Raw genomic sequence first — 19,270 nt, 5'->3', positions numbered from 1 at the left:
CACACCGCATCCGCGGGTGCCTCCGGGCGCCCGCGGATGCGGCGTTGTCAGTGGCCCCCGGTAGGTTCTGGAGCTGTTGCACCGCGCAGCGCGCGCGAAACTTGTACCGGAGGTTGTAGACGTGACCCAGATGCTGCCCGAGTCCTGGCTCCCCGTCCTCGGCGACGAGCTGGAGAAGCCCTATTTCAGCGAGCTCACCGAGTTCGTCGAGAAGGAGCGGGCGAACGGGCCGGTCTACCCGCCCCACGAGCAGGTCTTCGCCGCCCTGGAAGCCACTGCCTTCGACCGCGTGAAGGTCCTGGTCCTCGGCCAGGACCCGTACCACGGGGCCGGCCAGGGCCACGGCCTGTGCTTCTCCGTGCGGCCCGGGGTCAAGACCCCGCCCTCCCTGCGCAACATCTACAAGGAGATGCACGCGGAGCTGGGCACCCCCATCCCGGACAACGGGTACCTGATGCCGTGGGCCGAGCAGGGCGTCCTGCTGCTCAACGCGGTCCTCACCGTCCGTGAGGCCGAGCCCAACTCGCACAAGGGCAAGGGCTGGGAGAAGTTCACCGACGCGGTGATCCGGGCCGTGGCCGACCGCCCCGACCCGGCCGTCTTCGTCCTGTGGGGCGCCTACGCGCAGAAGAAGCTCCCGCTCATCGACGAGGAGCGGCACGCGGTCGTCAAGGGGGCCCACCCCTCCCCGCTGTCGGCCAAGAAGTTCTTCGGTTCCCGGCCCTTCACGCAGATCAACGAGGCCGTCGCGGCCCAGGGCCATGAGCCGATCGACTGGACGATCCCGGACCTGGGCTGACGCCCCACCGCGCCTCGGTGCCATAACCGGTGCCTCCGGTTAGCGTCGTGACGACCGGACCGGAGCAGGTCCGGCAGAGCGAGCCGGAGGCCGCCGTGACGGAGCAGCAGGAGGCGTCGGAGGACGCCGTCATGACCAGGATCGGCCAGGCCGTCATCCTGCTGCACGCCGGTGACCGCGAGGAGGCCCGCAACCGCCTCGGCGAGATCTGGACCGAGATCGGCGAGGACGGCGACTCCCTCCACCGCTGCACGCTCGCGCACTACATGGCCGACGCCCAGGACGATCCCGCCGACGAACTGGCCTGGGACCTGCGGGCCCTGACCGCCGCCGACGGTCTGGGGCCGGGGCTGCGGGACGGGCTGCCCGCGCAGCACGAGCCCCATCCGGCCGTGCGCGTGTTCTACCCGTCGCTGCACCTCAACCTGGCCGCCGACTACGTGAAACTCCAGCGGCCCGAGGCGGCGCGGCTGCACCTGGCCCGGGCCCGGGCCGCCACCGGCGCCCTGTCCGACGACGGGTACGGGAACGGCGTACGGGCGGCCATCGCCCGGCTGGAGCGGCGCCTGGCCGCGGAACCGGGCCGGGGGCCCCGGCCGTTCCCGGAGCAGCACCCGTAGCGGCCCGGCGGATCGGCGGTTCAGCGGCTCAGCGGATCGGAGACTGGGCGGCTCAGCCCTCGTGGACGCCCGCGCAGATGCGGGCCTCCGGGCTGTCCGGGTGCCAGCGCCCGTGCCGGCGGCCCAGCGCGCACACGTCCGCGGGCCGGACCGGCAGCTCCTTCATCAACTCGCGCGGAACCTCCGCGTCCGGCCCCGGCCGGTCCGTACGGCCGCCCTTGCCCCCCGAGGGGCGCCGGGCGGCCCGGCGCGGCTCCGGGATGTCCGGCACCGGCGGGACGGCCTGTGAGGCCTCCTCGGTGGCCGCGCCCGACGCGCCCGACCCGCCCGCCGCCGCAGCAGCTGCTCCGAGCGGCGCGGACGGCGCGCCTCCACGGGGGGCCGCCGGCTGCGCGGACTGCCCCGGTACCGCCTTCAGGGCCTCCAGGACGGGCGCCTGGACCTCCACCGGCACGGCTCCCGGTCCGCCGCGCGGATCGTGCCGGGGCGGTGGAGCGGCGGAGCCGGGGGCGGCCGCCGGCTGCATCGGGGCGGGTGTCACATTCACGCAGCCGGAGACGGCCGAGACGGCACAGGCGACTCCGAGCAGCAGCTTTGTCGTGGTTCGCGTTGGATGCACTCGCGCAACTCTGCTGTGCGAGGACCCCGTTGCGAAAACCCGGAGCCGAAAATGACCCCGCACGGGTGACGGACATCCGCCGGACACCCGCCCCCACCCGCCCCCACCCGCCCCCCACCTGCGCCCAGCGGCCGGCGGCCGGCCGGTGTGGGACCCGGGTCAGTCGCCCGTGGCGCCGTCGATCTGCTCGCGCAGCAGGTCCGCGTGCCCGTTGTGGCGCGCGTACTCCTCGATCATGTGCGTGTAGACCCAGCGCAGGCTGAACGTCTCGCCGCGGTGGTGGCTCTCGGGATCCGACACCAGGTCCAGCGGACGGCCCGCCGCGGCCTGCCGCGCCAGCTCGATCTCGGTCTGCCAGGTCTGCTCGGCCTCGGTCCAGGTGTCCCCGGGGCCGAAGTGGAAGTCCCCGTCAGGGTCCTCCTGCGTGCAGTACAGCTCGGGCAGGTCCTCGCCCAGCATGATCTCCCGGAACCAGTACCGCTCCACCTCCGCCATGTGCCGTACGAGGCCCAGCAGGCTCAGCTCGGACGGGGGGAGCGGGGCGCGGCCCAGCTGCTCGGCCCCGAGGCCCTCGCACTTCCAGACGAGGGTGGCGCGGTGGTAGTCGAGCCAGCCGTCCAGCATCTCCCGCTCGTTCGCGGTGGTGGAGGGCTCGGTGCGGTGGGATCCGGTGGTCGTGGTCATGCCGCCATCCTCGGCGAACGCGAGCCCCGCCACCAGGGATTAAGCTGCGGAAGTCCCAGAAGGACCAACCTGGAGGTTCCCGGTGAAGGTCGGCGTCATCGGACTCGGCGACATCGCCCAGAAGGCGTACCTGCCCGTCCTCACCGCCCGCCCGGGCGTGGAACTGCACCTGCAGACCCGGACCCCGGCCACGCTGGAGCGGATCGGGGAGATCCACCACGTCCCGGCCGGCCGCCGCCACACCACGCTCGACGGACTGCTGGCCGAGGGCCTCGACGCGGCATTCGTGCACGCCCCGACGGCCGTTCACCCCGAGATCGTGGCGCGGCTGCTCGAAGCGGGCGTGCCGACGTACGTGGACAAGCCGCTCGCCTACGAGCTCGACGACTCGCGGCGGCTCGTGGAACTCGCCGAGGAGCGCGGGGTCTCGCTCGCCGTCGGCTTCAACCGCCGCCACGCGCCCGGCTACGCGCAGTGCGCCGAACACCCGCGGGACCTGATCGTCATGCAGAAGAACCGGGTCGGGCTGCCCGAGGACCCGCGGACCCTGGTCCTCGACGACTTCATCCACGTCGTCGACACCCTGCGCTTCCTGCTCCCCGGGGATGCCGACCACATCGACGTCCGGGCCCAGGTCCGGGACGGGCTGATGCACCAGGTCGTCCTCCAGATGTCGGGCCCCGGCTTCACCGCACTCGGGATCATGAACCGGCTGTCCGGTTCCACCGAGGAGATCCTCGAAGTGTCGGGGCAGGACACCAAGCGGCAGGTCGTCAACCTCGCCGAGATCATCGACCACCGCGGCCAGCCGACGGTGCGACGCCGCGGGGACTGGGTCCCGGTCGCCCGCCAGCGCGGCATCGAGCAGGTCGTGGACGCCTTCCTGGAGTCCGTCGCGGCGGGCAGGACGCTCAGCGCCCGCGACGCGCTGCTCACCCACGAGCTGTGCGAGCGGGTGGTGTCGTCGGCTCTGGAGCAGGCTTCCTGAGCCCGAGCGACCTGACTCCCTCGACCGCGCAGTACGCCGCCAGCAGCGCGAGGCAGGCGCCCCCGGGCCAGTCCCCGAAGCGGACGTAGAACGTCGAGCCGCGGGAGAGCGGGACCTCGTACACCTGCGCGGCGCGCGCGGAGGTGGGCAGCGCCGGGCCGATCCGCTCGCCGGACGGGCCGTGCACCACGCTGATCCCGGTGAGGGTGGCGTGCACCATCGGGCGGCCGTCCTCGGCGGCGCGCAGGGCCGCGAGCGAGGCGTGCTGTGCCGGGGCCCAGCTGTGCTGGAAGCTGGAGGTGGCCGACTGGGCGATCAGCAGGGCCGCCCCGTCGCCGGTGAGGCGGCGGCTCATGTCGGGGAAGGCGGACTCGAAGCAGACCAGCGGTCCGATCCGGACACCGGGCCGCCCCGGCAGGTTCATCAGGACCGGCTCCGCGCCGCGCCGGCGGTCCTCGCCGGCGGCCCTGCCGACCGAGGTGGCCCAGCCGAGCAGCGACCGGGCCGGTATGTACTCGCCGAAGGGGACCAGGCGCATCTTGTCGTACCGGTCGCCGGTCGGTCCGCCGGGGCCGACGAGGACGGAGCTCTTGTAGATGCCGCCCCCGGACGGCGTGGCGGCTGCGGCGACCGGTCCCGCAACCGGCCCCGCCACCGGGCCGGCCGGCCGCCGGGCGTCGACGTTGACCAGGAGCGGAGCCCCGACACCGGAGGACAGCGCGGCCAGCCGCCGGGCCAGGTCCGGGCGCGCGGCCAGGTCCGCCCCGACACTGCTCTCGCCCCAGACCACCAGGTCCACCCGCTGCCCGGCCAGCGTCCGCGTCAGCCGCTCCCCGGCGTCGAACCGCTGCTCCGCGCTGTCCGGGCCGTCCGCCACCAGGCCCGGCTGTACGACGGCCACGCGGAGTGTGCCCGACACCTCGGGCCGCGGCACCCACAGCCACACCGCCCCCGTCAGCACCACGCACCCCGTCACCCCGGCCACCGCCGGAACCCGGGCCCCCGGTACGGATATCAGCAGCACCAGCGCGCAGTTCACCGCCACCACGAGCAGACTCACCAGCCACACCCCGCCCACCGACGCGAGCCGCAGCGCGGGCGGCACCTGCCACTGGCTGGCCCCCAGCAGCCCCCACGGCCCGCCCAGCCCCTGCCAGGACCGGGCCAGCTCGGACAGCAGCCAGCCCGCCGGTACGAGGAGCAGCGCGGCCGCCGCCCGGCCCGGCTCCGGGGTCCCGCCGAGGAACTCGCGCACCAGCAGGGCCCAGGGGATCCAGAGCAGCCCCACCAGGGCCGCCACCGGCAGCAGGAACACGTGCAGGCTGGGCAGCAGCCAGTGGTGGACGGCGACGATGAAGGCGGCGCCGCCGAGCCAGCCCTCCAGGGCCGCGCGCCGCCCGGTCGGCGCCGACCTCAGCAGCAGCATCCAGGGCACGAGGGCGACGTACGCGAACCACCAGAGCGCGGGGGCGGGGAAGGCGAGGCACGGCAGCGCCCCGGCGGCGACCGCGGCCGCCGCACGCCGGTACCGGGTCCGCTTCGCGACCATGGCGTGCCTCCGCTTCCAGTGTGGAACAGGGCCGTCCGGACGGCCGCCCGAGCAGGATCGGTGCCTATGCGGTCATGTGCCGCCATTTCTCGTCGACGGTGACGCGGGTGAGCAGCCAGCCGCCGTCGGACGTGCGGGCGAGGGCGAACGTGTAGCGGCCGGCGGCCACGAAGTTCGGCGCGGTCACCGTCCCGTCGAACTCCGGCCCGGCGAGCCGCATCGGATTGAGGAAGTCCGCCCGCACCTCGGCCCGGTCGCCGGGCCAGCCGCCCCGGTCCTCCAGCCGGATCAGCCGGTTGACGATGAGGTGCTGGCGTACCGGGAAGAGCTTCATGGTCTCCGCGAGCCAGTCCGCGACTTCGGCGGCCGGGCCCTCGATCCCGCCCGCCGAGCCGTAGTCGGCCCGCCCGGTGGGAGTGAACAGCGCGCGGTACGCCGCCCAGTCGCCGTCGTCCACGGCCACCGCGTACCCCGTGACCACCTCGTCGATCGCCATCCGGTCCATGACCGTGGCGAGGTCCACACGCTGCGTCATCGGGTCAGTGTGGGGGCGCGGGGCGGCGACGCCAAGGGGCGTGCGCGGTCCGGATCCGCGCGCGGTGGATCAATGACCGGAATGCGCCTCCCGCTGCCGGACCACGACGAGGAACGCGTCGGTGGCCAGGTCCATCACCACCTCGGCCGGCACGCCCTCGCGCATCCGCTCCGCCGCGTACTCCTCGGCGGGCCAGCTTCCCCTCGGACTTCCGGCCGGAAACCGCTCCAGCACCACTCGACCCACGGGACACCCCCTGCTGTTTGCCTTCCGGTCTCTTCAGGTCTCTTCAGGCACAACGACGCGGAGGCCGCCCGGGAACGTTCCCGAGCGGCCTCCGGTTCACGCGAAGCGGTGAGCGATGGCGGCGTCAGCCGGCCGACTCGCCGGCGAACGGGCTGAGCACGCCCATGCCGATCAGCACGAACAGTACGATGCCCAGGGCGATCCGGTAGATCACGAAGGGCATGAAGCTCTTGCTGGAGATGAACTTCATGAACCACGCGATGACGACGTAGCCCACGAAGAACGCGATGACCGTGGCGAAGATCGTCGGCCCCCAGGTGATGTGCCCCGGGCTCTCGACGACGTCCTTGATCTCGAACGCGCCCGAGGCCAGTACGGCCGGAATGGCGAGCAGGAACGAGTAGCGGGCGGCCGCCTCACGCGTGAAGCCCAGCAGCAGACCGCCGGAGATTGTCGCGCCGGAGCGGGAGACACCCGGGATCAGGGCCATCGCCTGGCAGAGACCGAAGATCAGGCCGTCCTTGACGCCCAGTTCCTTGAGCGTCTTGCGCTCACGGATGGCGCGGTGCCGGCCACCCTCCTCGTCGCGGGCGGCCAGCCGGTCCGCGATGCCGAGTACGACGCCCATCACGATCAGGGTGGTGGCGGTCAGGCGGAGGTCACGGGCCGGGCCCGTGATCTGGTCCTTGAACGCGACGCCGAGGACACCGATCGGGATCGATCCGACGATCACCAGCCAGCCCATCTTGGCGTCCTGCTCCGAGCGCAGCGACGCGTTGAACAGCGAGCGAAACCAGGTGGAGATGATCCGCGCGATGTCCTTGCGGAAGTAGATCAGCACGGCGGCCTCGGTGCCGATCTGCGTGATCGCGGTGAAGGCCGCGCCCGGGTCCTGCCAGCCGGCGAATGCCGCGGTCAGCCGGAGATGGGCGCTGGAGGAGATCGGGAGGAACTCCGTAAGCCCCTGGACGAGACCGAGGATTAGGGATTCGAACCAGCTCATGTCGGGGTGTGCTCGTCCTTGTGATCGTCGGACAGTTCGGTTCCGATGCTAGGGCCCATGGGGAGCGGCGCTGACCACAGGGGGGTGCACGGGCACCGGATCGTGCGTTTCGCACGCCGGTACGGGCGCCAGCCGGTGCCGCCCGCGCCATCCGACGACCGCGGCCGCCACCGCGGAGACGGCGATGAAGCCGAAGGAGGCGAGGAAGGCGGGGGAGTCCGGGGAGGAGGCGCTCGCGCCCGCGACCACGTAGGCGGCGGTGTTCGGTACGACGCCGATCGCCGTCGCGAGGAGGAACGGCAGCCAGCCGCAACGGGACACCGCCGCGCAGTAGTTGGCGACCGCGAAGGGCAGGCCCGGGAAGATCCGGACCGCCAGCATCGAGCGGAAGCCGTGCCGGGCCAGCTGGTCGTCGGCCGCCCGGAGCCAGCGGCCGCGCAGCAGCGGCCGTACGGCGTCGCGGCCCATCATCCGGCCCAGCCCGAAGGAGATCCCGGCGCCGATGACCGATCCGCCGACCGCCGCGGCCAGGCCGAAGGGGATCCCGAAGACGGCTCCCGCCGCGAGGTTGAGCAGCGGCCGCGGCACCAGGGCCGCCGTGCCCACCCCGTACGCGGCCGCGAACAGCAGGACCGCCGCACCGACCGGGAGTCCCGGGGGCCAGCCCTCCGACAGGATGCGCTGGGGCTCGTACAGCACGACGCACACGCCGGCCGCCAGCAGCAGCACGACGAGGAGCGACAGCCGGGTCCACGGCGCGAGGAGGAGGGACATCAGGGGAGACTAACCGACCAATGCGGCGTCGCGCCGTAATCTGGGCCTCATGCGGCCGAACGACCAGCGACCCCCGAAGGTCCCGCGCAGCGCCCTCGCGGACACCCTCATGGACCGCCTGACGACGACGTACGGAGAGGCCGCCGACCCGCAGCAGGCCCGGTCCATGGCCGCGTACATGAAGGACGCCGCGCCCTTCCTCGGCATCCGCACCCCGCTGCGGCGCGAACTGTCGAAGACCGTGACCGGGCAGAGCGCGAAGCCGGCCGAGGCGGACGTCGCGGCGCTCGTGCTGCGGTGCTGGGAGCTCCCGGAGCGCGAGTACCACTACTTCGCCGTGGACTACCTGCGCCGCCACGTCCGGGTCTGTTCCTCCGGCTTCCTGCCGGTGGTGCGCCGGCTGATCGTCACCGTTCCGTGGTGGGACACGGTCGACCTCCTCGCGGCGCACGCGGCCGGCCCGCTCGTGGCCGCCGACCCGGAGCTCACGGCCGTGATGGACGAGTGGATCGGGGACGAGGACCTCTGGCTCGCCCGCACCGCCCTCCTCCACCAGCTGCGCCACAAGTCCGCGACGGACACCGGACGCCTCTTCGCGTACTGCCGCCGCCAGTGCGGCCACCCGGACTTCTTCATCCGCAAGGCCATCGGCTGGGCGCTGCGCGAGTACGCGAAGACGGATCCGGAGGCGGTCCGCGCCTTCGTCGAGGCGGAACGGGACTCGCTTTCCCCCCTGTCCGCACGCGAAGCGCTCAAGAACCTCTGACCGCGCGGTAATTCATTCGACGCGGCGGGGCCGGTCCGGCAGGATCCAGGGCATGTCCCGGTACGCCTTTCCCGCAGCGCCGTCCGCAGTCGCGGACGCGCCGAAGGCTGCCGCTTTCCTCTTCGAGGCGTTCGAAGCCCTCGAGGCAACTGTCTTCGCCGCATTCGACGGCGCACGAAGCTGACCCTTCCCGGATCGTCCGGCGGACCCCACAGGGGGAGGGTCGGTTCGCTCCAGGGGTCCCGTTTTCAGCTTCGGAAGCATTCGGGAAGACATCATGGCCAAGACGGCCTTCGTGCGCACCAAGCCGCACCTGAACATCGGCACCATGGGTCACGTCGACCACGGCAAGACCACCCTCACCGCCGCCATCACCAAGGTCCTCGCCGAGCGCGGCGGCGCCTCCTTCGTGCCGTTCGACCGCATCGACCGGGCCCCCGAGGAGGCCCGGCGCGGCATCACCATCAACCTCACGCACGTCGAGTACGAGACCGAGACCCGGCACTACGCCCACGTGGACATGCCCGGGCACGCCGACTACGTCAAGAACATGGTCACCGGCGCCGCCCAGCTCGACGGGGCGATCCTCGTCGTCTCCGCGCTCGACGGGGTCATGCCGCAAACCGCCGAGCACGTGCTCCTCGCCCGGCAAGTCGGCGTCAACCACATCGTCGTCGCGCTCAACAAGGCCGACGCCGGGGACCCCGAGCTCACCGACCTGGTCGAGCTGGAGGTCCGCGAGCTGCTCACCGCCAACGGTTACGGCGGGGACGCCGCTCCGGTCGTACGGGTCTCCGGACTCGGCGCGCTGGAGGGCGACCCGCGCTGGACCGGGGCGATCGAGGCACTGCTCGACGCGGTGGACACGTACGTGCCGATGCCGGTGCGGTACACGGACGCGCCGTTCCTGCTGCCGGTGGAGAACGTGCTGACCATCACCGGGCGCGGGACGGTCGTGACCGGCGCCGTCGAGCGCGGCAGCGTCCGCATGGGCGACCGCGTGAGCATCCTCGGCGGCGACGGCGAGGCCGTGGAGACCGTGGTCACGGGCCTGGAGACCTTCGGGAAGCCGATGGAGTCCGCCGAGGCCGGGGACAACGTCGCGCTGCTGCTGCGCGGGGTCCCGCGCGACGGCGTACGCCGCGGGCAGGTGGTCGCCGCGCCCGGGAGCGTCGTACCGAGGCGCCGCTTCACCGCGCAGGTGTACGTGCTCTCCGCGCGGGAGGGCGGGCGGAGCACCCCGGTGGCGTCCGGGTACCGGCCGCAGTTCTACATCCGCACCGCGGACGTGGTGGGGGACGTGGACCTGGGCGCGGCCGCGGTGGCCCGGCCCGGGGAGACGGTCGCGATGACCGTCGAGCTCGGACGGGACGTACCGCTGGAGTCGGGGCTCGGCTTCGCGATCCGCGAGGGCGGGCGGACCGTCGGCGCGGGGACGGTCACGGCCGTGCTCGACTGAGGCGCCGCCCGCGGCGGCGACCCCGCCCTGGTGGCGGCGGCCCGGCTGCGCCAGACTGCCGTCACCACGGGCGTACGGAGAGGGGCGGGCGGGGATGAGCGGCGATACGGCACTGGTGCTGGGCGGCGGGGGACTCACCGGCATCGGCTGGGAGACGGGGATCCTGTACGGGCTCGCGCAGGCGGGCGTGGACCTGACCGCCGCCGACCTCGTCGTCGGCACCTCGGCCGGCTCGGTGGTGGGCGCCCAGCTCACCTCCGGGCTGCTCACCCCGCGGGAGCTGTACGAGCGCCAGCTCGGCGACCCCGCCGGCGAGGTCGCCGCGCGGCTCGGTACGGGGCTCATCGCCCGGTACGCCGTCGCGATGGTGCGCTCGCGGGATCCGGAGAGCTACCGCAGGCGGGTCGGCGCCCTCGCGCTCGCCGCCGACACCGGCGAGGAGGCGGAGCGGCGCGAGGTGCTGGCGGCCCGGCTCGTCTCGCACGCGTGGCCCGAGCGCAGGCTCGTCGTCACCGCCGTCGACGCGCTCACGGGCGAGCTCGCCGCCTTCGACCGCGAGAGCGGGGCCGGGCTGGTCGACGCGGTCTCGGCGAGCTGCGCGGTGCCCGGGGTGTGGCCGCCGGCCACGGTCGGCGGGCGCCGGTTCATCGACGGCGGGATCCGATCGGCGACCAATGCGGACCTGGCCTCGGGCTGTGCGCGGGTGGTGATCATCGCGCCGATGGCGCTCGGATCCGGGCTGGTCCCCTCGCCCGCCGCCCAGGCGGCGCGGCTGCGCGAGGCGGGGGCGAGGGTTCTGCTGATCACCCCGTCCGCGCAGGCCCGCAAGGCCTTCGGGCGCAACGTCCTGGATCCGGCGCGGCGGGACCCGGCGGCGCGGGCGGGGCTCGCGCAGGCCGCGGAACACGCCGCCGAGGCGGCAGCCGTCTGGGCGGGCTGACCCGCCGCCGGCCGCCTGCCGGACAATGGTGCGGTGAGCGACGAACAGATCCCGGTCATCCGGGACGTGGGCCAGGGCACCGCCAAACTGATGCCGGACGTGGACCGGGAGCGGGCCTGGCTGCTGACCGTCGACGGCGCACCGCAGTCGTACGTGGACCTCGACGATCCCGGGTACCTGGAGTTCGAGTACGTACGCCGGCTCGCGCACGTCCTGGACTGCGTCGCGGAGCCCGGGGCCGCGCTGGACCTGCTGCACCTCGGCGGCGGCGCGCTGACGCTGCCCCGCTACGCGGCGGCGACCCGGCCGGGCTCCCGGCAGGAGGTCGTGGAGTTCGACGCCGCACTGGTGGATCTGGTCGCCGAGCACCTGCCGCTGCCGGCCGGGTCGGGTGTCACGGTGCACGCCGCCGATGCGCGGGCCTGGCTGGAGGGAGCGACCGCGGACAGCGCGGACGTACTCGTCGCCGACGTGTTCGGCGGCTCGCGCGTACCGGCGCAGCTGACCTCCGTGGAGTACGCGCGTCAGGCGGCGCGGGTGCTGCGGCCGGGCGGGGTGTACGCGGCCAACCTGGCCGACGGGGCTCCGTTCGAGTTCCTGCGGGCCCAGCTCGCCAATTTCGGCGCGGTGTTCGCGGAGCTCGCGCTCGTCGCGGAGCCGGGGGTGCTGCGCGGGCGGCGGTTCGGGAACGCCGTACTGCTCGCCTCGGACGCGCAGCTGCCGGTGGCCGCGCTGTCCCGGCGGTGCGCGGCGGACGCGTTTGCGGCGCGGGTCGAGGACGGGGCGGCCCTGGCCCGGTTCATGAAGGGGGCCGTGCCGGTGGCGGACGCGGACGCGGTCGCCTCGCCGGAGCCGCCGGAGGGCGCGTTCAGCCTGGGGTGACGCCGGTGGGCGCGTCCGCCGGGTCGGGAACGGTGGCGGCCGGGACCGAGGCGGCCTTCGGGGGAGCGGGCTTGCGGGTCATGCGGCGTACGTCCGGGACGAAGAGGACCGCGGCGGTGCCCAGCACCACCAGCGCGGCGCAGCCCCACAGGGCGGAGGTGCGGCCGAAGGCCGACTCGACCGGGCCGGCCACGGCGGTCGCCAGCGGGAGCATGGATACCGAGCCGAACCAGTCGTAGGCCGAGACGCGGGAGAACTTCTCCTCCGGGATCTCCTGGTGCATGGTCGTCATCCAGTTCACGCCGAACACCTCGATGGCGGTCCCGCTGACGAACATCACCGTGCACAGGCCCCAGACCGGCAGCGGGATCGCCAGGCCCGCCGAGGGCAGCGCCAGCGGGAACACGCACAGGGTGGCGACCAGCAGCAGCCGGCGCGGTTTCCACACCATCATCAGGACGGCCCCGGCGACGGTGCCGATGCCGAAGAACCCCAGTGCCAGGCCCCATGGGGCCGGCCCGCCCAGTCGGTCCCGGGCGACCAGAGGCCCGTACACCGCCTCCGCGGCGCCGACGACGGCGACGACCACGGAGAACTGGAGCACGATGCTCCACAGCCAGGGCCGGGTCCGGAACTCCACCCAGCCCTCCCGCAGGTCCGCCAGCAGCCCGCCGCCGGGAGCCCGGCCGGCGACATGGCTGACGTCGAGGAAGGCGCGCAGGGCTCCGGCGATCGCGAACGCGGCGGCGTCCACGGCCAGGACCCAGCCGGGGCCGATAGCGGCGATCATGGCTCCGCCGAGGGCGGCCCCGCCGATGCCGGCGCCGTTCATCGCCATCCGGAAGAGGGCGAAGGCGCGGTTGGCGTGCTCGCCGGAGACGCTGGAGAGCAGCATGCCCTCGGCGGCCGGGTTGAAGAAGGCCTGGCCCGTGCCGCAGAGCGCGGTGAGCAGCATCATCTGCCACAGCTGGGGGTGCCCGGTCAGGACGAGGACGGCGAAGGCCGCCTGCGAGACGCAGTTGAGGGCGTTGGCCGCGACCATCACGTGGTGGCGCGGCAGCCGGTCGGCGAGTGCGCCGCCAATGAGCAGGAACAGGACGAGCGGGAGCGTACGGGCCGCCGCCACCAGGCCGACGTCACCGCCGGAGCCGCCGGCCTCCAGGACGGCGAAGGCCGAGGCGATGAGTGCTCCGTGGCTGCCCAGGTTCGTCACGACCGCGGCGCCCGTGAGCAGCGTGTAGTTGCGGCCCGCCCAGGCGGGCCGGCGGCGGTGCGCGGTCGTACGGGACGGGGCGGTGGGGGGAGAGCTCACCCCCGGACTATCCACGCCCCGGGCCGAGAATCCAAACGGACTAGGGCCCGGGGCGCGGGGTGGGACGAATGGTGCCGAAGGGGCCGGCGGGTGAGTCAGCCGTTGCCGGCGGTCCCGTTGAGGCGCACCGAGCTGAGGATCTTGTCCATCGTCTCCTGGGGGACCTCGCCCTGGACGCCGGTGGCGCTGTAGAGGATCCAGCTGGAGAAGTCACCGTTGGCGGTCTTGAAGCTGAAGGCGATGGACTTGCCGTCGGTGGTGCACTTGTCCGCCTTGGGCACGCCGACCGCCGTCGCGGTCGCCATGTGGCCCTTGAGGCCGGAGGAGGTGGTGTACTCCTTCGGCTCCGAGACCTTCACGGTGCCCTTGGGCGCCTTCTGCGCGTACGCGGCGAACGCCCAGTTGCCGGCCTCGTTCTTCACCGCCTCGGCGGTGTCCTTGGCGCCCTGGCCGCCCTTGGTGCCCGTCCCGGCGAGTCCGGTCGACTCCTCGCGGCCGTCCTTGTTGGAGTCGACCTTGCACCAGTCCTCCTTGAGGAAGGCCGGCGCGGAGAAGGTGGTGAGCGGCATGCCGTCGTTCTTGCTCGCGTCCTCGAAGCCCGAGATGACGCCGGCGCTCGCGACGTTCCACTCCGGCGGGACGTCGAAGGCGGTGCCGTACTTGGGGTTGAGGACGACCTTCCAGCCGGGGATCACCGGCTTGACGTCGCCGCCGGCGCGCGGGTTGGCGCCGGGCGAGGCCGGGGCCTGGGCAGTGGCCGGGGCCGAGGAGGCGGCGGCGGGCTTGTTGTCGGCCGCGTCGTTCTTCTTGTCGTCCCGGGTCAGGACGAACGCGCCGGTGCCGGCCGCCACCACGACGACCGCGGCCGCGGCGACGATGGCCACCGTCTTCGTCGCGAAGGGGCTCCCGCCGCTCTGCGGCGGCTGCATGGCCTGCGTCGGCTGGCCCCACGGCTGGACCGGCGGCGGGGTCTGGTAGCCGGCCTGCGGGTATCCGTAGCCGGGCTGCTGCTGCTGGTAGGGGTTCGGCTGTTGTCCCTGCTGCCCCTGCTGCTGGTACGGGTTCTGATGCGCGTCCTGAGGGTTCTGCTGTCCCCCGGGCGGCTGCTGCTGTCCTGGCCACATGGCCGGTAACGATAGTGGGAGCGGGTACCGGGAGGCACGTCCGCCCCGTGTGAAGGTCTGGCCAGGGTGTCTACTCGCGGGTAACATCGCGTCCCATGAGCGCAGATCAGATGAACGTGGGCGAACTGCTCGCCGCGACGGTGCCGATGGCCCGGACCCTGAACCTCCAGTTCCTGGAGACCACCCCCGAGCGTGCGGTCGTCCGGCTGCCGGACCAGCCCGACTACCACAACCACGTGGGCGGCCCGCACGCCGGCGCCATGTTCACCCTCGCCGAGTCCGCGAGCGGCGCGATCGTCCTGGCCGCCTTCGGCGACCAGCTCTCGCGCGCCGTGCCCCTCGCCGTCAAGGCCGAGATCGGCTACAAGAAGCTCGCCAAGGGCGTCGTGACGGCCACCGCCACCCTCGGCCGCCCGGCCGCCGAGGTCATCGCCGAACTCGACGCGGGCGGCCGCCCCGAGTTCCCCGTCACCATCGCCATCCAGCGCGAGGACGAGGCTGTGACGGGCGAGATGACCGTCGTCTGGACCCTGCGCCCGAACGCGTAACCGGCCGCCGCACGCCGGCCACCGGCGGCGCGGCCGCCGGTCGAGGACCCGCCCGAGGACGAGAGGACCCGCGTCCCGGGCGGGTTCGTGTTTTCACGGGCAGGAGCGCGGGCAGGGCTGGATTCCGCGGGCAGGGTTCGCAGTCCGCGGGCGACGAACCGGAGGTGGCCGTGGCCAAGGTCGAGATCAAGCTCGACGCCGAGCTCGTGGTGGAGGTGATGGTCCTCGCCGGGATCGGTTCGCCCCAGGACGCCGTGGAGGCCGTCGTACGGGACTACATCGCGCGCGGGCACCGCACCGAGGCGCGCGTACAGGCGCAGGACGCGCCGCGCCGCGAGGCCGACGCCCTGGAGCAGCCGCCGCAGGGCTGAAACCCGGAGTGGCGGTGGCGCGTCCGGCGGGCAAGGGCGGGGCGGCAGCGCACAGTGGGCGGGGGAGCGGTCCGGCGCGGGCCGCTCCCGCCGACCCGAGCCGCAGCCGCAGGGAGCGCCCATGAGCGAGGCCGTGTCCAGACGCCGCGCGATCGGGCTGCTCGGGGCGGTGGGCGCCGCCCTGGGAGCGGGCGGCTGCGTGGCCGCGGTGCCGCCCGGCGGCGCGGTCCCCCGTAAGGCCTCGGCATCCGCCGCGGCGACCGGAGCCGCGGCCCGGCCCGGCAGCGCCGCCCGCATCGACGCCCTGCTGGAGCGGCTCACCCTGGAGGAGAAGACCGCCCTGCTGCACGGCGGCCCGGACCCCGCCCCGCTCGGCCAGGCCGGGTACGTGCCCGGCGTACCGCGCCTCGGCATCCCGGCGCTGCGGCTCGCCGACGGGCCGGCCGGGGTACGGGTCGCGAAGCCCGCCACCGCACTGCCCGCCCCCGTCATGCTGGCCTCCGCCTTCGACCCGGCGCTGGCCCGCGAGTACGGCAGGGTCATCGGGCGCGAAGGCCGGGCGCTCGGCCAGGACGTGCTGCTCTCCCCGATGGCCAACCTGATCCGCACCCCGTACGCCGGGCGGAACTTCGAGACCTTCGCCGAGGACCCCCGGCTGACCGCGGACCTCGTCGCGCAGGTGGTCCGCGGCATCCAGGACGAGGGGCTCATCGCCACCGTCAAGCACTTCGCCCTGAACAACCAGGAGCAGGGCCGCGACACCGTCGACGCCGTCGCCGCCGAACAGACCCTGCACGAGACGGAGCTGCGCGGCTTCGAGGCCGCCGTCGCCGCCGGGGCCGGCGCGGTGATGGGCGCGTACAACAAGGTCAACGGCACGTACGCCTGCGAGAGCAAGCCCCTGCTCGACGAACTGCTGCGCGGGCGCTGGGGATTCGGCGGCTGGGTGATGTCCGACTGGAACGCCGCCCACAGCACCGTCGCCGCCATCGGTGCCGGCCTCGACATGGAGATGCCCGGCGGCACCCGCTTCGGCGCCCCGCTCCAGCAGGCGGTGCGCGGCGGCTCCGTCCACGAGGACACCGTGGACCTCGCGGTACGCCGGATCCTGGTCACCATGGACCGGTTCGGGCTGCTCGCGGCGCGCCCGCCGGCCCGCCCCGCGCGCGACGCCGCCGCCGGGGCCCGCCTCGCCCGCCGGGTCGCGGCCGCGGGTGCGGTGCTGCTGCGCAACGAGCACGCCACCCTGCCGCTGACCGGCGCCGCGGCCCGCTCGATCGCCGTGATCGGCCCCACCGGGCAGCTGCCCTTCGTCAGCGGCGGGGGCAGCGCACACGTGGTCCCCGACCAGGCGCCCGCCCCGCTCGACGCCATCAGGCGGCGCGCCGGCAACGGCAGTACGGTGCACTACGCGCTCGGCGAGGACCTGTACGGCCGCCCGCTCCCGGCGCACCTGCTGACCCCGGCCGCGGACCTGGCCGACCGGCGCGTGGAGGCCGGGCGGAGCTGGAGCCACGAGGGCGAGTTCACGCTCGCCGCGGACGACGAGTGGACGCTGCTCGTCCACTACACCGGGAGGCGGCCCGGCGTGCGCCTCGACGGCGAGGAGCTCTTCCCCGTCCGGCAGGGCGTGGCCGAGCACTTCGCCGGGGGACTTCTCGGAGCGGCGCCCGACGGGCTCGCCGTCCGCCGCCGCACCCTCACCCTCACGGCGGGCACCCACCGGCTCTCCGTCTTCGCCGAGGGCGGGGCCAAGGGGCAGCGGTTCCGGCTGCGGCACACCACGAAGGCGACCCGCGCCGCCGACCTCGCCGAGGCCGTGAAGGCCGCCGAGCAGGCGCACAGCGTCGTGCTGTTCGCCTACGAGGACGCCACCGAGGGCACCGACCGCACCTCGCTGGGGCTGCCCGGCGGGCAGCCGCGGCTGATCGAGGCGGTCGCCGCCGTGAACCCCCGCACCACGGTCGTGCTCAACACCTCCTCCAGTACGAGCATGCCGTGGCTCTCCCGTACCGGAGCGGTCCTCCAGATGTACTACCCGGGCCAGGAGGGCGCCGGAGCCACCGCCGACCTCCTCTTCGGGGACGTGGACCCGGGCGGCCGGCTCACCCAGACCTTCCCGGCCGACGAGCAGGCGACCCCGGTCGGCGGGGACCCGCTGCGCTACCCGGGGGTGGGCGGGCGGCAGGAGTACGGCGAGGGCGTCCACGTCGGCCACCGCTGGTACGACGCGCAGCGGGTGGCCCCGCTGTTCCCGTTCGGGCACGGGCTCTCGTACACGACCTGGGAGTACGAGAACCTCGCCGTGCGGCCGGAGCGCGGCGGGCTGCGGGTGGAGTTCACGGTCCGCAACACCGGGCACCGCAAGGGAACCGAGGTGGCCCAGGTGTACGTCGGCCCCTCCGCGGAGCTGAAACTCGACCAGCCGGTGCGCGCGCTGGCCGGCTATCGGCGCCTCACCCTGGCACCCGGCGAGGCGCAGCAGGTGGTTCTCGACATCGATGCCCGCGCGCTGTCCTCCTGGGATCCCGAAGCGCGTGCCTGGGCGCTCGGTTCAGGCCGTCGTGAAGTGTTCGCGGGCCGTTCCTCCCGCGAACTCCACCTGCGGGCAAAGGCTGTGGTCACGAGCAGATAGGCTGCCCGTTCGGCGGGTCACTGGGGACGCGCCGCCGCGATTCGGGAGGACGTACCGGTGCACATCCAGGAATGGCTGGAGACGATTCCGGCGGTCAGCATCTATCTCCTGGTGGGTCTGGTCATCGGGCTGGAGAGCCTCGGCATCCCGCTGCCGGGAGAGATCATCCTGGTCAGCTCGGCGCTGCTGGCCTCGCAGCACGGCGAGATCGATCCCGTGGTCCTGGGGATCTGCGCGTCCACCGGGGCGATCGTCGGCGACTCGATCGGCTACGCGATCGGGCGCAGGGGCGGCAAGCCGCTGCTGGAGCGCCTCGGCAGGCGCTTCCCCAAGCACTTCGGGCCGGAGCACGTGGCCCAGGCGGAGCGCGCCTTCGAGAAGTGGGGCATGTGGGCCGTCTTCTTCGGGCGGTTCGTGGCCCTGCTGCGGATCTTCGCGGGCCCGCTGGCGGGTGTCCTGCACATGTCGTACTGGCGGTTCCTCGTCGCGAACGTCCTCGGCGGAATCCTGTGGGCGGGCGGCACCACGGCCGTCATCTACACCATCGGCATCGTCGCGGAGCCGTGGCTCAAGGGTTTCTCCTGGGTCGCGCTGGTGCTCGCCCTGGTGATCGGCCTCACGGTGACGCTGGTGCTGCGCGGCCGGATGAAGAAGGCGGCCGCGGCCACGGCGGAAACGGAGAAGGCGGCCGCCGCGGCCGAGTAGCCCCGGCCGCGGGGCGCGGGAGGGGCGCGGGCACCTGCGTACGGCTACTGCGGGGGCTGGACGGCGGCGCGGTGCTGCTTGGCCAGGTCCGCGTACATCAGCGCGTTGACCTTGATGCCCTCGCGCTCCTCGTCGGTCAGCTCGCGCCGCACCTTGGCCGGCACGCCCGCGACCAGCGAACCGGGCGGGACCACCATGCCCTGCGGGACCAGTGCCTGCGCGGCGACCAGCGAGCCGGCACCGATCACCGCGCCGTTGAGGACGGTGGCGCCCATGCCGATGAGGCAGTCGTCCTCGACGGTGCAGCCGTGCACCACGGCGTTGTGGCCGATGGAGACGCGCTCGCCGATCGAGACCGGGAACCCGGGGTCGACGTGCAGCGTGCAGTTGTCCTGCACATTGCTGTCCGCGCCGAGCGAGATGGGGCCGCAGTCGGCGCGCAGTACCGCCGAGTACCAGATGCTCGAGTTCGGGGCCATCGTGACGTCGCCGACCACGACCGAGGTCGGTGCGGCGAAGGCCGTGGGGTCGATCTGCGGGCTCTTGCCGCCCACGCCCGCGACGAGTGCCTGGCCCCGGTCCGCGTGATACGTCATGTTTCTCTTCCTCAGTCCTGTGTGCTGGAGTGCCCTGCTGTCGCGCTACCGGCACGGTAGGGCACGGGCCCGGCCCGACCGGCGATGGGGTGAAGATCACGGCGCGCACGGGCGC

At 73.7% G+C, this 19,270-nt stretch carries 21 protein-coding genes; 11 read left to right on the top strand and 10 right to left on the bottom strand.

Annotated features, from left to right (window positions below):
- Nucleotides 1-130 precede the first annotated feature (130 nt).
- Together OG509_RS07200 and OG509_RS07195 are read left to right on the top strand one after the other, a co-directional pair.
- Complete coding sequence (locus tag OG509_RS07200; protein WP_406187499.1) at nt 131-799, top strand: uracil-DNA glycosylase; 669 nt, start codon at nt 131-133, stop codon at nt 797-799.
- A gap of 95 nt (nt 800-894) precedes the next feature.
- Nucleotides 895-1,419 carry a hypothetical protein gene (locus OG509_RS07195; RefSeq protein WP_406187498.1) on the top strand — a complete coding sequence of 175 codons (525 nt, stop codon included), beginning with the start codon at nt 895-897 and terminating at the stop codon, nt 1,417-1,419.
- A 52-nt stretch (nt 1,420-1,471) separates the two neighbouring features.
- Here OG509_RS07195 and OG509_RS07190 read toward each other — a convergent pair whose 3' ends face one another.
- Together OG509_RS07190 and OG509_RS07185 are read right to left on the bottom strand one after the other, a co-directional pair.
- Nucleotides 1,472-2,038: a hypothetical protein gene (locus tag OG509_RS07190; protein ID WP_406181044.1), complete on the bottom strand. Its 567-nt coding sequence runs from the start codon at nt 2,036-2,038 to the stop codon at nt 1,472-1,474.
- A 159-nt stretch (nt 2,039-2,197) separates the two neighbouring features.
- Nucleotides 2,198-2,722, bottom strand: coding sequence for a DinB family protein (locus OG509_RS07185; RefSeq protein WP_406181042.1), 525 nt, complete (start codon nt 2,720-2,722; stop codon nt 2,198-2,200).
- Between the two features lie 82 nt (nt 2,723-2,804).
- On the opposite strand from OG509_RS07185, the gene OG509_RS07180 reads away from it, so the two are divergent.
- Nucleotides 2,805-3,710 (top strand): Gfo/Idh/MocA family protein, encoded by a 906-nt coding sequence (locus tag OG509_RS07180; RefSeq protein ID WP_406181040.1) that lies wholly within the window; start codon nt 2,805-2,807, stop codon nt 3,708-3,710.
- Here OG509_RS07180 and lnt read toward each other — a convergent pair.
- The 5 genes from lnt to OG509_RS07155 all read right to left on the bottom strand — a co-directional run bounded on the left by lnt (nt 3,655) and on the right by OG509_RS07155 (nt 7,817).
- Nucleotides 3,655-5,259: an apolipoprotein N-acyltransferase gene (lnt, locus tag OG509_RS07175; RefSeq protein ID WP_406181038.1), complete on the bottom strand. Its 1,605-nt coding sequence runs from the start codon at nt 5,257-5,259 to the stop codon at nt 3,655-3,657. The genes OG509_RS07180 and lnt overlap by 56 nt on opposite strands.
- 64 nt (nt 5,260-5,323) lie before the next feature.
- Nucleotides 5,324-5,794, bottom strand: a complete 471-nt coding sequence (locus OG509_RS07170) for a nuclear transport factor 2 family protein (protein WP_406181036.1) — start codon at nt 5,792-5,794, stop codon at nt 5,324-5,326.
- A 69-nt stretch (nt 5,795-5,863) separates the two neighbouring features.
- The gene (locus OG509_RS07165) at nt 5,864-6,040 is read right to left on the bottom strand and encodes a hypothetical protein (protein ID WP_099893904.1); all 177 of its coding nucleotides are present in this window, start codon (nt 6,038-6,040) and stop codon (nt 5,864-5,866) included.
- 124 nt (nt 6,041-6,164) lie between these two features.
- Nucleotides 6,165-7,043 carry an undecaprenyl-diphosphate phosphatase gene (locus OG509_RS07160; RefSeq protein WP_406181034.1) on the bottom strand — a complete coding sequence of 293 codons (879 nt, stop codon included), beginning with the start codon at nt 7,041-7,043 and terminating at the stop codon, nt 6,165-6,167.
- A gap of 48 nt (nt 7,044-7,091) precedes the next feature.
- Nucleotides 7,092-7,817, bottom strand: coding sequence for a TVP38/TMEM64 family protein (locus OG509_RS07155; RefSeq protein ID WP_385591623.1), 726 nt, complete (start codon nt 7,815-7,817; stop codon nt 7,092-7,094).
- Nucleotides 7,818-7,866: 49 nt separating this feature from the next.
- On the opposite strand from OG509_RS07155, the gene OG509_RS07150 reads away from it, so the two are divergent.
- From OG509_RS07150 to OG509_RS07135, 4 genes are all read left to right on the top strand, one after another.
- Nucleotides 7,867-8,583, top strand: a complete 717-nt coding sequence (locus tag OG509_RS07150) for a DNA alkylation repair protein (RefSeq protein ID WP_406181032.1) — start codon at nt 7,867-7,869, stop codon at nt 8,581-8,583.
- 277 nt (nt 8,584-8,860) lie between these two features.
- Complete coding sequence (tuf, locus tag OG509_RS07145) at nt 8,861-10,042, top strand: elongation factor Tu (protein WP_406181030.1); 1,182 nt, start codon at nt 8,861-8,863, stop codon at nt 10,040-10,042.
- 94 nt (nt 10,043-10,136) lie between these two features.
- Nucleotides 10,137-10,982: a patatin-like phospholipase family protein gene (locus OG509_RS07140; RefSeq protein ID WP_406181029.1), complete on the top strand. Its 846-nt coding sequence runs from the start codon at nt 10,137-10,139 to the stop codon at nt 10,980-10,982.
- A gap of 90 nt (nt 10,983-11,072) precedes the next feature.
- A complete protein-coding gene (locus OG509_RS07135; protein WP_406187497.1) occupies nt 11,073-11,864 on the top strand; it encodes a spermidine synthase in 792 nt (263 codons plus the stop codon).
- Here the strand turns inward: OG509_RS07135 and OG509_RS07130 are convergent.
- Complete coding sequence (locus OG509_RS07130; RefSeq protein ID WP_406181027.1) at nt 11,851-13,176, bottom strand: MFS transporter; 1,326 nt, start codon at nt 13,174-13,176, stop codon at nt 11,851-11,853. The genes OG509_RS07135 and OG509_RS07130 overlap by 14 nt on opposite strands.
- Before the next feature lie 95 nt (nt 13,177-13,271).
- Nucleotides 13,272-14,300, bottom strand: a complete 1,029-nt coding sequence (locus tag OG509_RS07125) for a hypothetical protein (protein ID WP_406181025.1) — start codon at nt 14,298-14,300, stop codon at nt 13,272-13,274.
- A 95-nt stretch (nt 14,301-14,395) separates the two neighbouring features.
- Between OG509_RS07125 and OG509_RS07120 the strand changes: the two genes are divergently transcribed.
- The 4 genes from OG509_RS07120 (at nt 14,396) to OG509_RS07105 (ending at nt 18,559) form a co-directional block, all read left to right on the top strand.
- Nucleotides 14,396-14,848, top strand: a complete 453-nt coding sequence (locus tag OG509_RS07120) for a DUF4442 domain-containing protein (protein WP_181382609.1) — start codon at nt 14,396-14,398, stop codon at nt 14,846-14,848.
- Nucleotides 14,849-15,018: 170 nt separating this feature from the next.
- The gene (locus OG509_RS07115; RefSeq protein ID WP_406181023.1) at nt 15,019-15,219 is read left to right on the top strand and encodes a type II toxin-antitoxin system VapB family antitoxin; all 201 of its coding nucleotides are present in this window, start codon (nt 15,019-15,021) and stop codon (nt 15,217-15,219) included.
- Between the two features lie 121 nt (nt 15,220-15,340).
- Complete coding sequence (locus OG509_RS07110) at nt 15,341-17,854, top strand: beta-glucosidase (protein ID WP_406181021.1); 2,514 nt, start codon at nt 15,341-15,343, stop codon at nt 17,852-17,854.
- Nucleotides 17,855-17,911: 57 nt separating this feature from the next.
- Entirely contained in the window at nt 17,912-18,559 is a 648-nt protein-coding gene (locus OG509_RS07105; RefSeq protein WP_406181020.1) for a DedA family protein, read from the top strand.
- Between the two features lie 44 nt (nt 18,560-18,603).
- Here OG509_RS07105 and OG509_RS07100 read toward each other — a convergent pair whose 3' ends face one another.
- Nucleotides 18,604-19,155 carry a gamma carbonic anhydrase family protein gene (locus tag OG509_RS07100; protein WP_030158329.1) on the bottom strand — a complete coding sequence of 184 codons (552 nt, stop codon included), beginning with the start codon at nt 19,153-19,155 and terminating at the stop codon, nt 18,604-18,606.
- Nucleotides 19,156-19,270 lie beyond the last annotated feature (115 nt).

It is taken from the genome of Streptomyces sp. NBC_01006, from assembly GCF_045162725.1.
Taxonomy (GTDB): Bacteria; Actinomycetota; Actinomycetes; order Streptomycetales; family Streptomycetaceae; genus Streptomyces.
Note: the sequence above shows the minus strand (reverse complement) of the source record. Positions and strands in the feature narration are given on the sequence as shown.

What these genes read in the sequence shown, in the direction of transcription:
- OG509_RS07200 (WP_406187499.1), top strand. Translation starts at nt 131, where the DNA reads ATGCTGCCCGAGTCCTGGCTCCCCGTCCTCGGCGACGAGCTGGAGAAG.
- OG509_RS07110 (WP_406181021.1), top strand. Translation starts at nt 15,341, where the DNA reads ATGAGCGAGGCCGTGTCCAGACGCCGCGCGATCGGGCTGCTCGGGGCG.
- OG509_RS07140 (WP_406181029.1), top strand. Translation starts at nt 10,137, where the DNA reads ATGAGCGGCGATACGGCACTGGTGCTGGGCGGCGGGGGACTCACCGGC.
- OG509_RS07120 (WP_181382609.1), top strand. Translation starts at nt 14,396, where the DNA reads ATGAGCGCAGATCAGATGAACGTGGGCGAACTGCTCGCCGCGACGGTG.
- OG509_RS07150 (WP_406181032.1), top strand. Translation starts at nt 7,867, where the DNA reads ATGCGGCCGAACGACCAGCGACCCCCGAAGGTCCCGCGCAGCGCCCTC.
- tuf (WP_406181030.1), top strand. Translation starts at nt 8,861, where the DNA reads ATGGCCAAGACGGCCTTCGTGCGCACCAAGCCGCACCTGAACATCGGC.
- OG509_RS07100 (WP_030158329.1), bottom strand. Translation starts at nt 19,155, where the DNA reads ATGACGTATCACGCGGACCGGGGCCAGGCACTCGTCGCGGGCGTGGGC.
- OG509_RS07160 (WP_406181034.1), bottom strand. Translation starts at nt 7,043, where the DNA reads ATGAGCTGGTTCGAATCCCTAATCCTCGGTCTCGTCCAGGGGCTTACG.
- OG509_RS07170 (WP_406181036.1), bottom strand. Translation starts at nt 5,794, where the DNA reads ATGACGCAGCGTGTGGACCTCGCCACGGTCATGGACCGGATGGCGATC.
- OG509_RS07185 (WP_406181042.1), bottom strand. Translation starts at nt 2,722, where the DNA reads ATGACCACGACCACCGGATCCCACCGCACCGAGCCCTCCACCACCGCG.
- OG509_RS07125 (WP_406181025.1), bottom strand. Translation starts at nt 14,300, where the DNA reads ATGTGGCCAGGACAGCAGCAGCCGCCCGGGGGACAGCAGAACCCTCAG.
- lnt (WP_406181038.1), bottom strand. Translation starts at nt 5,259, where the DNA reads ATGGTCGCGAAGCGGACCCGGTACCGGCGTGCGGCGGCCGCGGTCGCC.
- OG509_RS07135 (WP_406187497.1), top strand. Translation starts at nt 11,073, where the DNA reads ATGCCGGACGTGGACCGGGAGCGGGCCTGGCTGCTGACCGTCGACGGC.
- OG509_RS07155 (WP_385591623.1), bottom strand. Translation starts at nt 7,817, where the DNA reads ATGTCCCTCCTCCTCGCGCCGTGGACCCGGCTGTCGCTCCTCGTCGTG.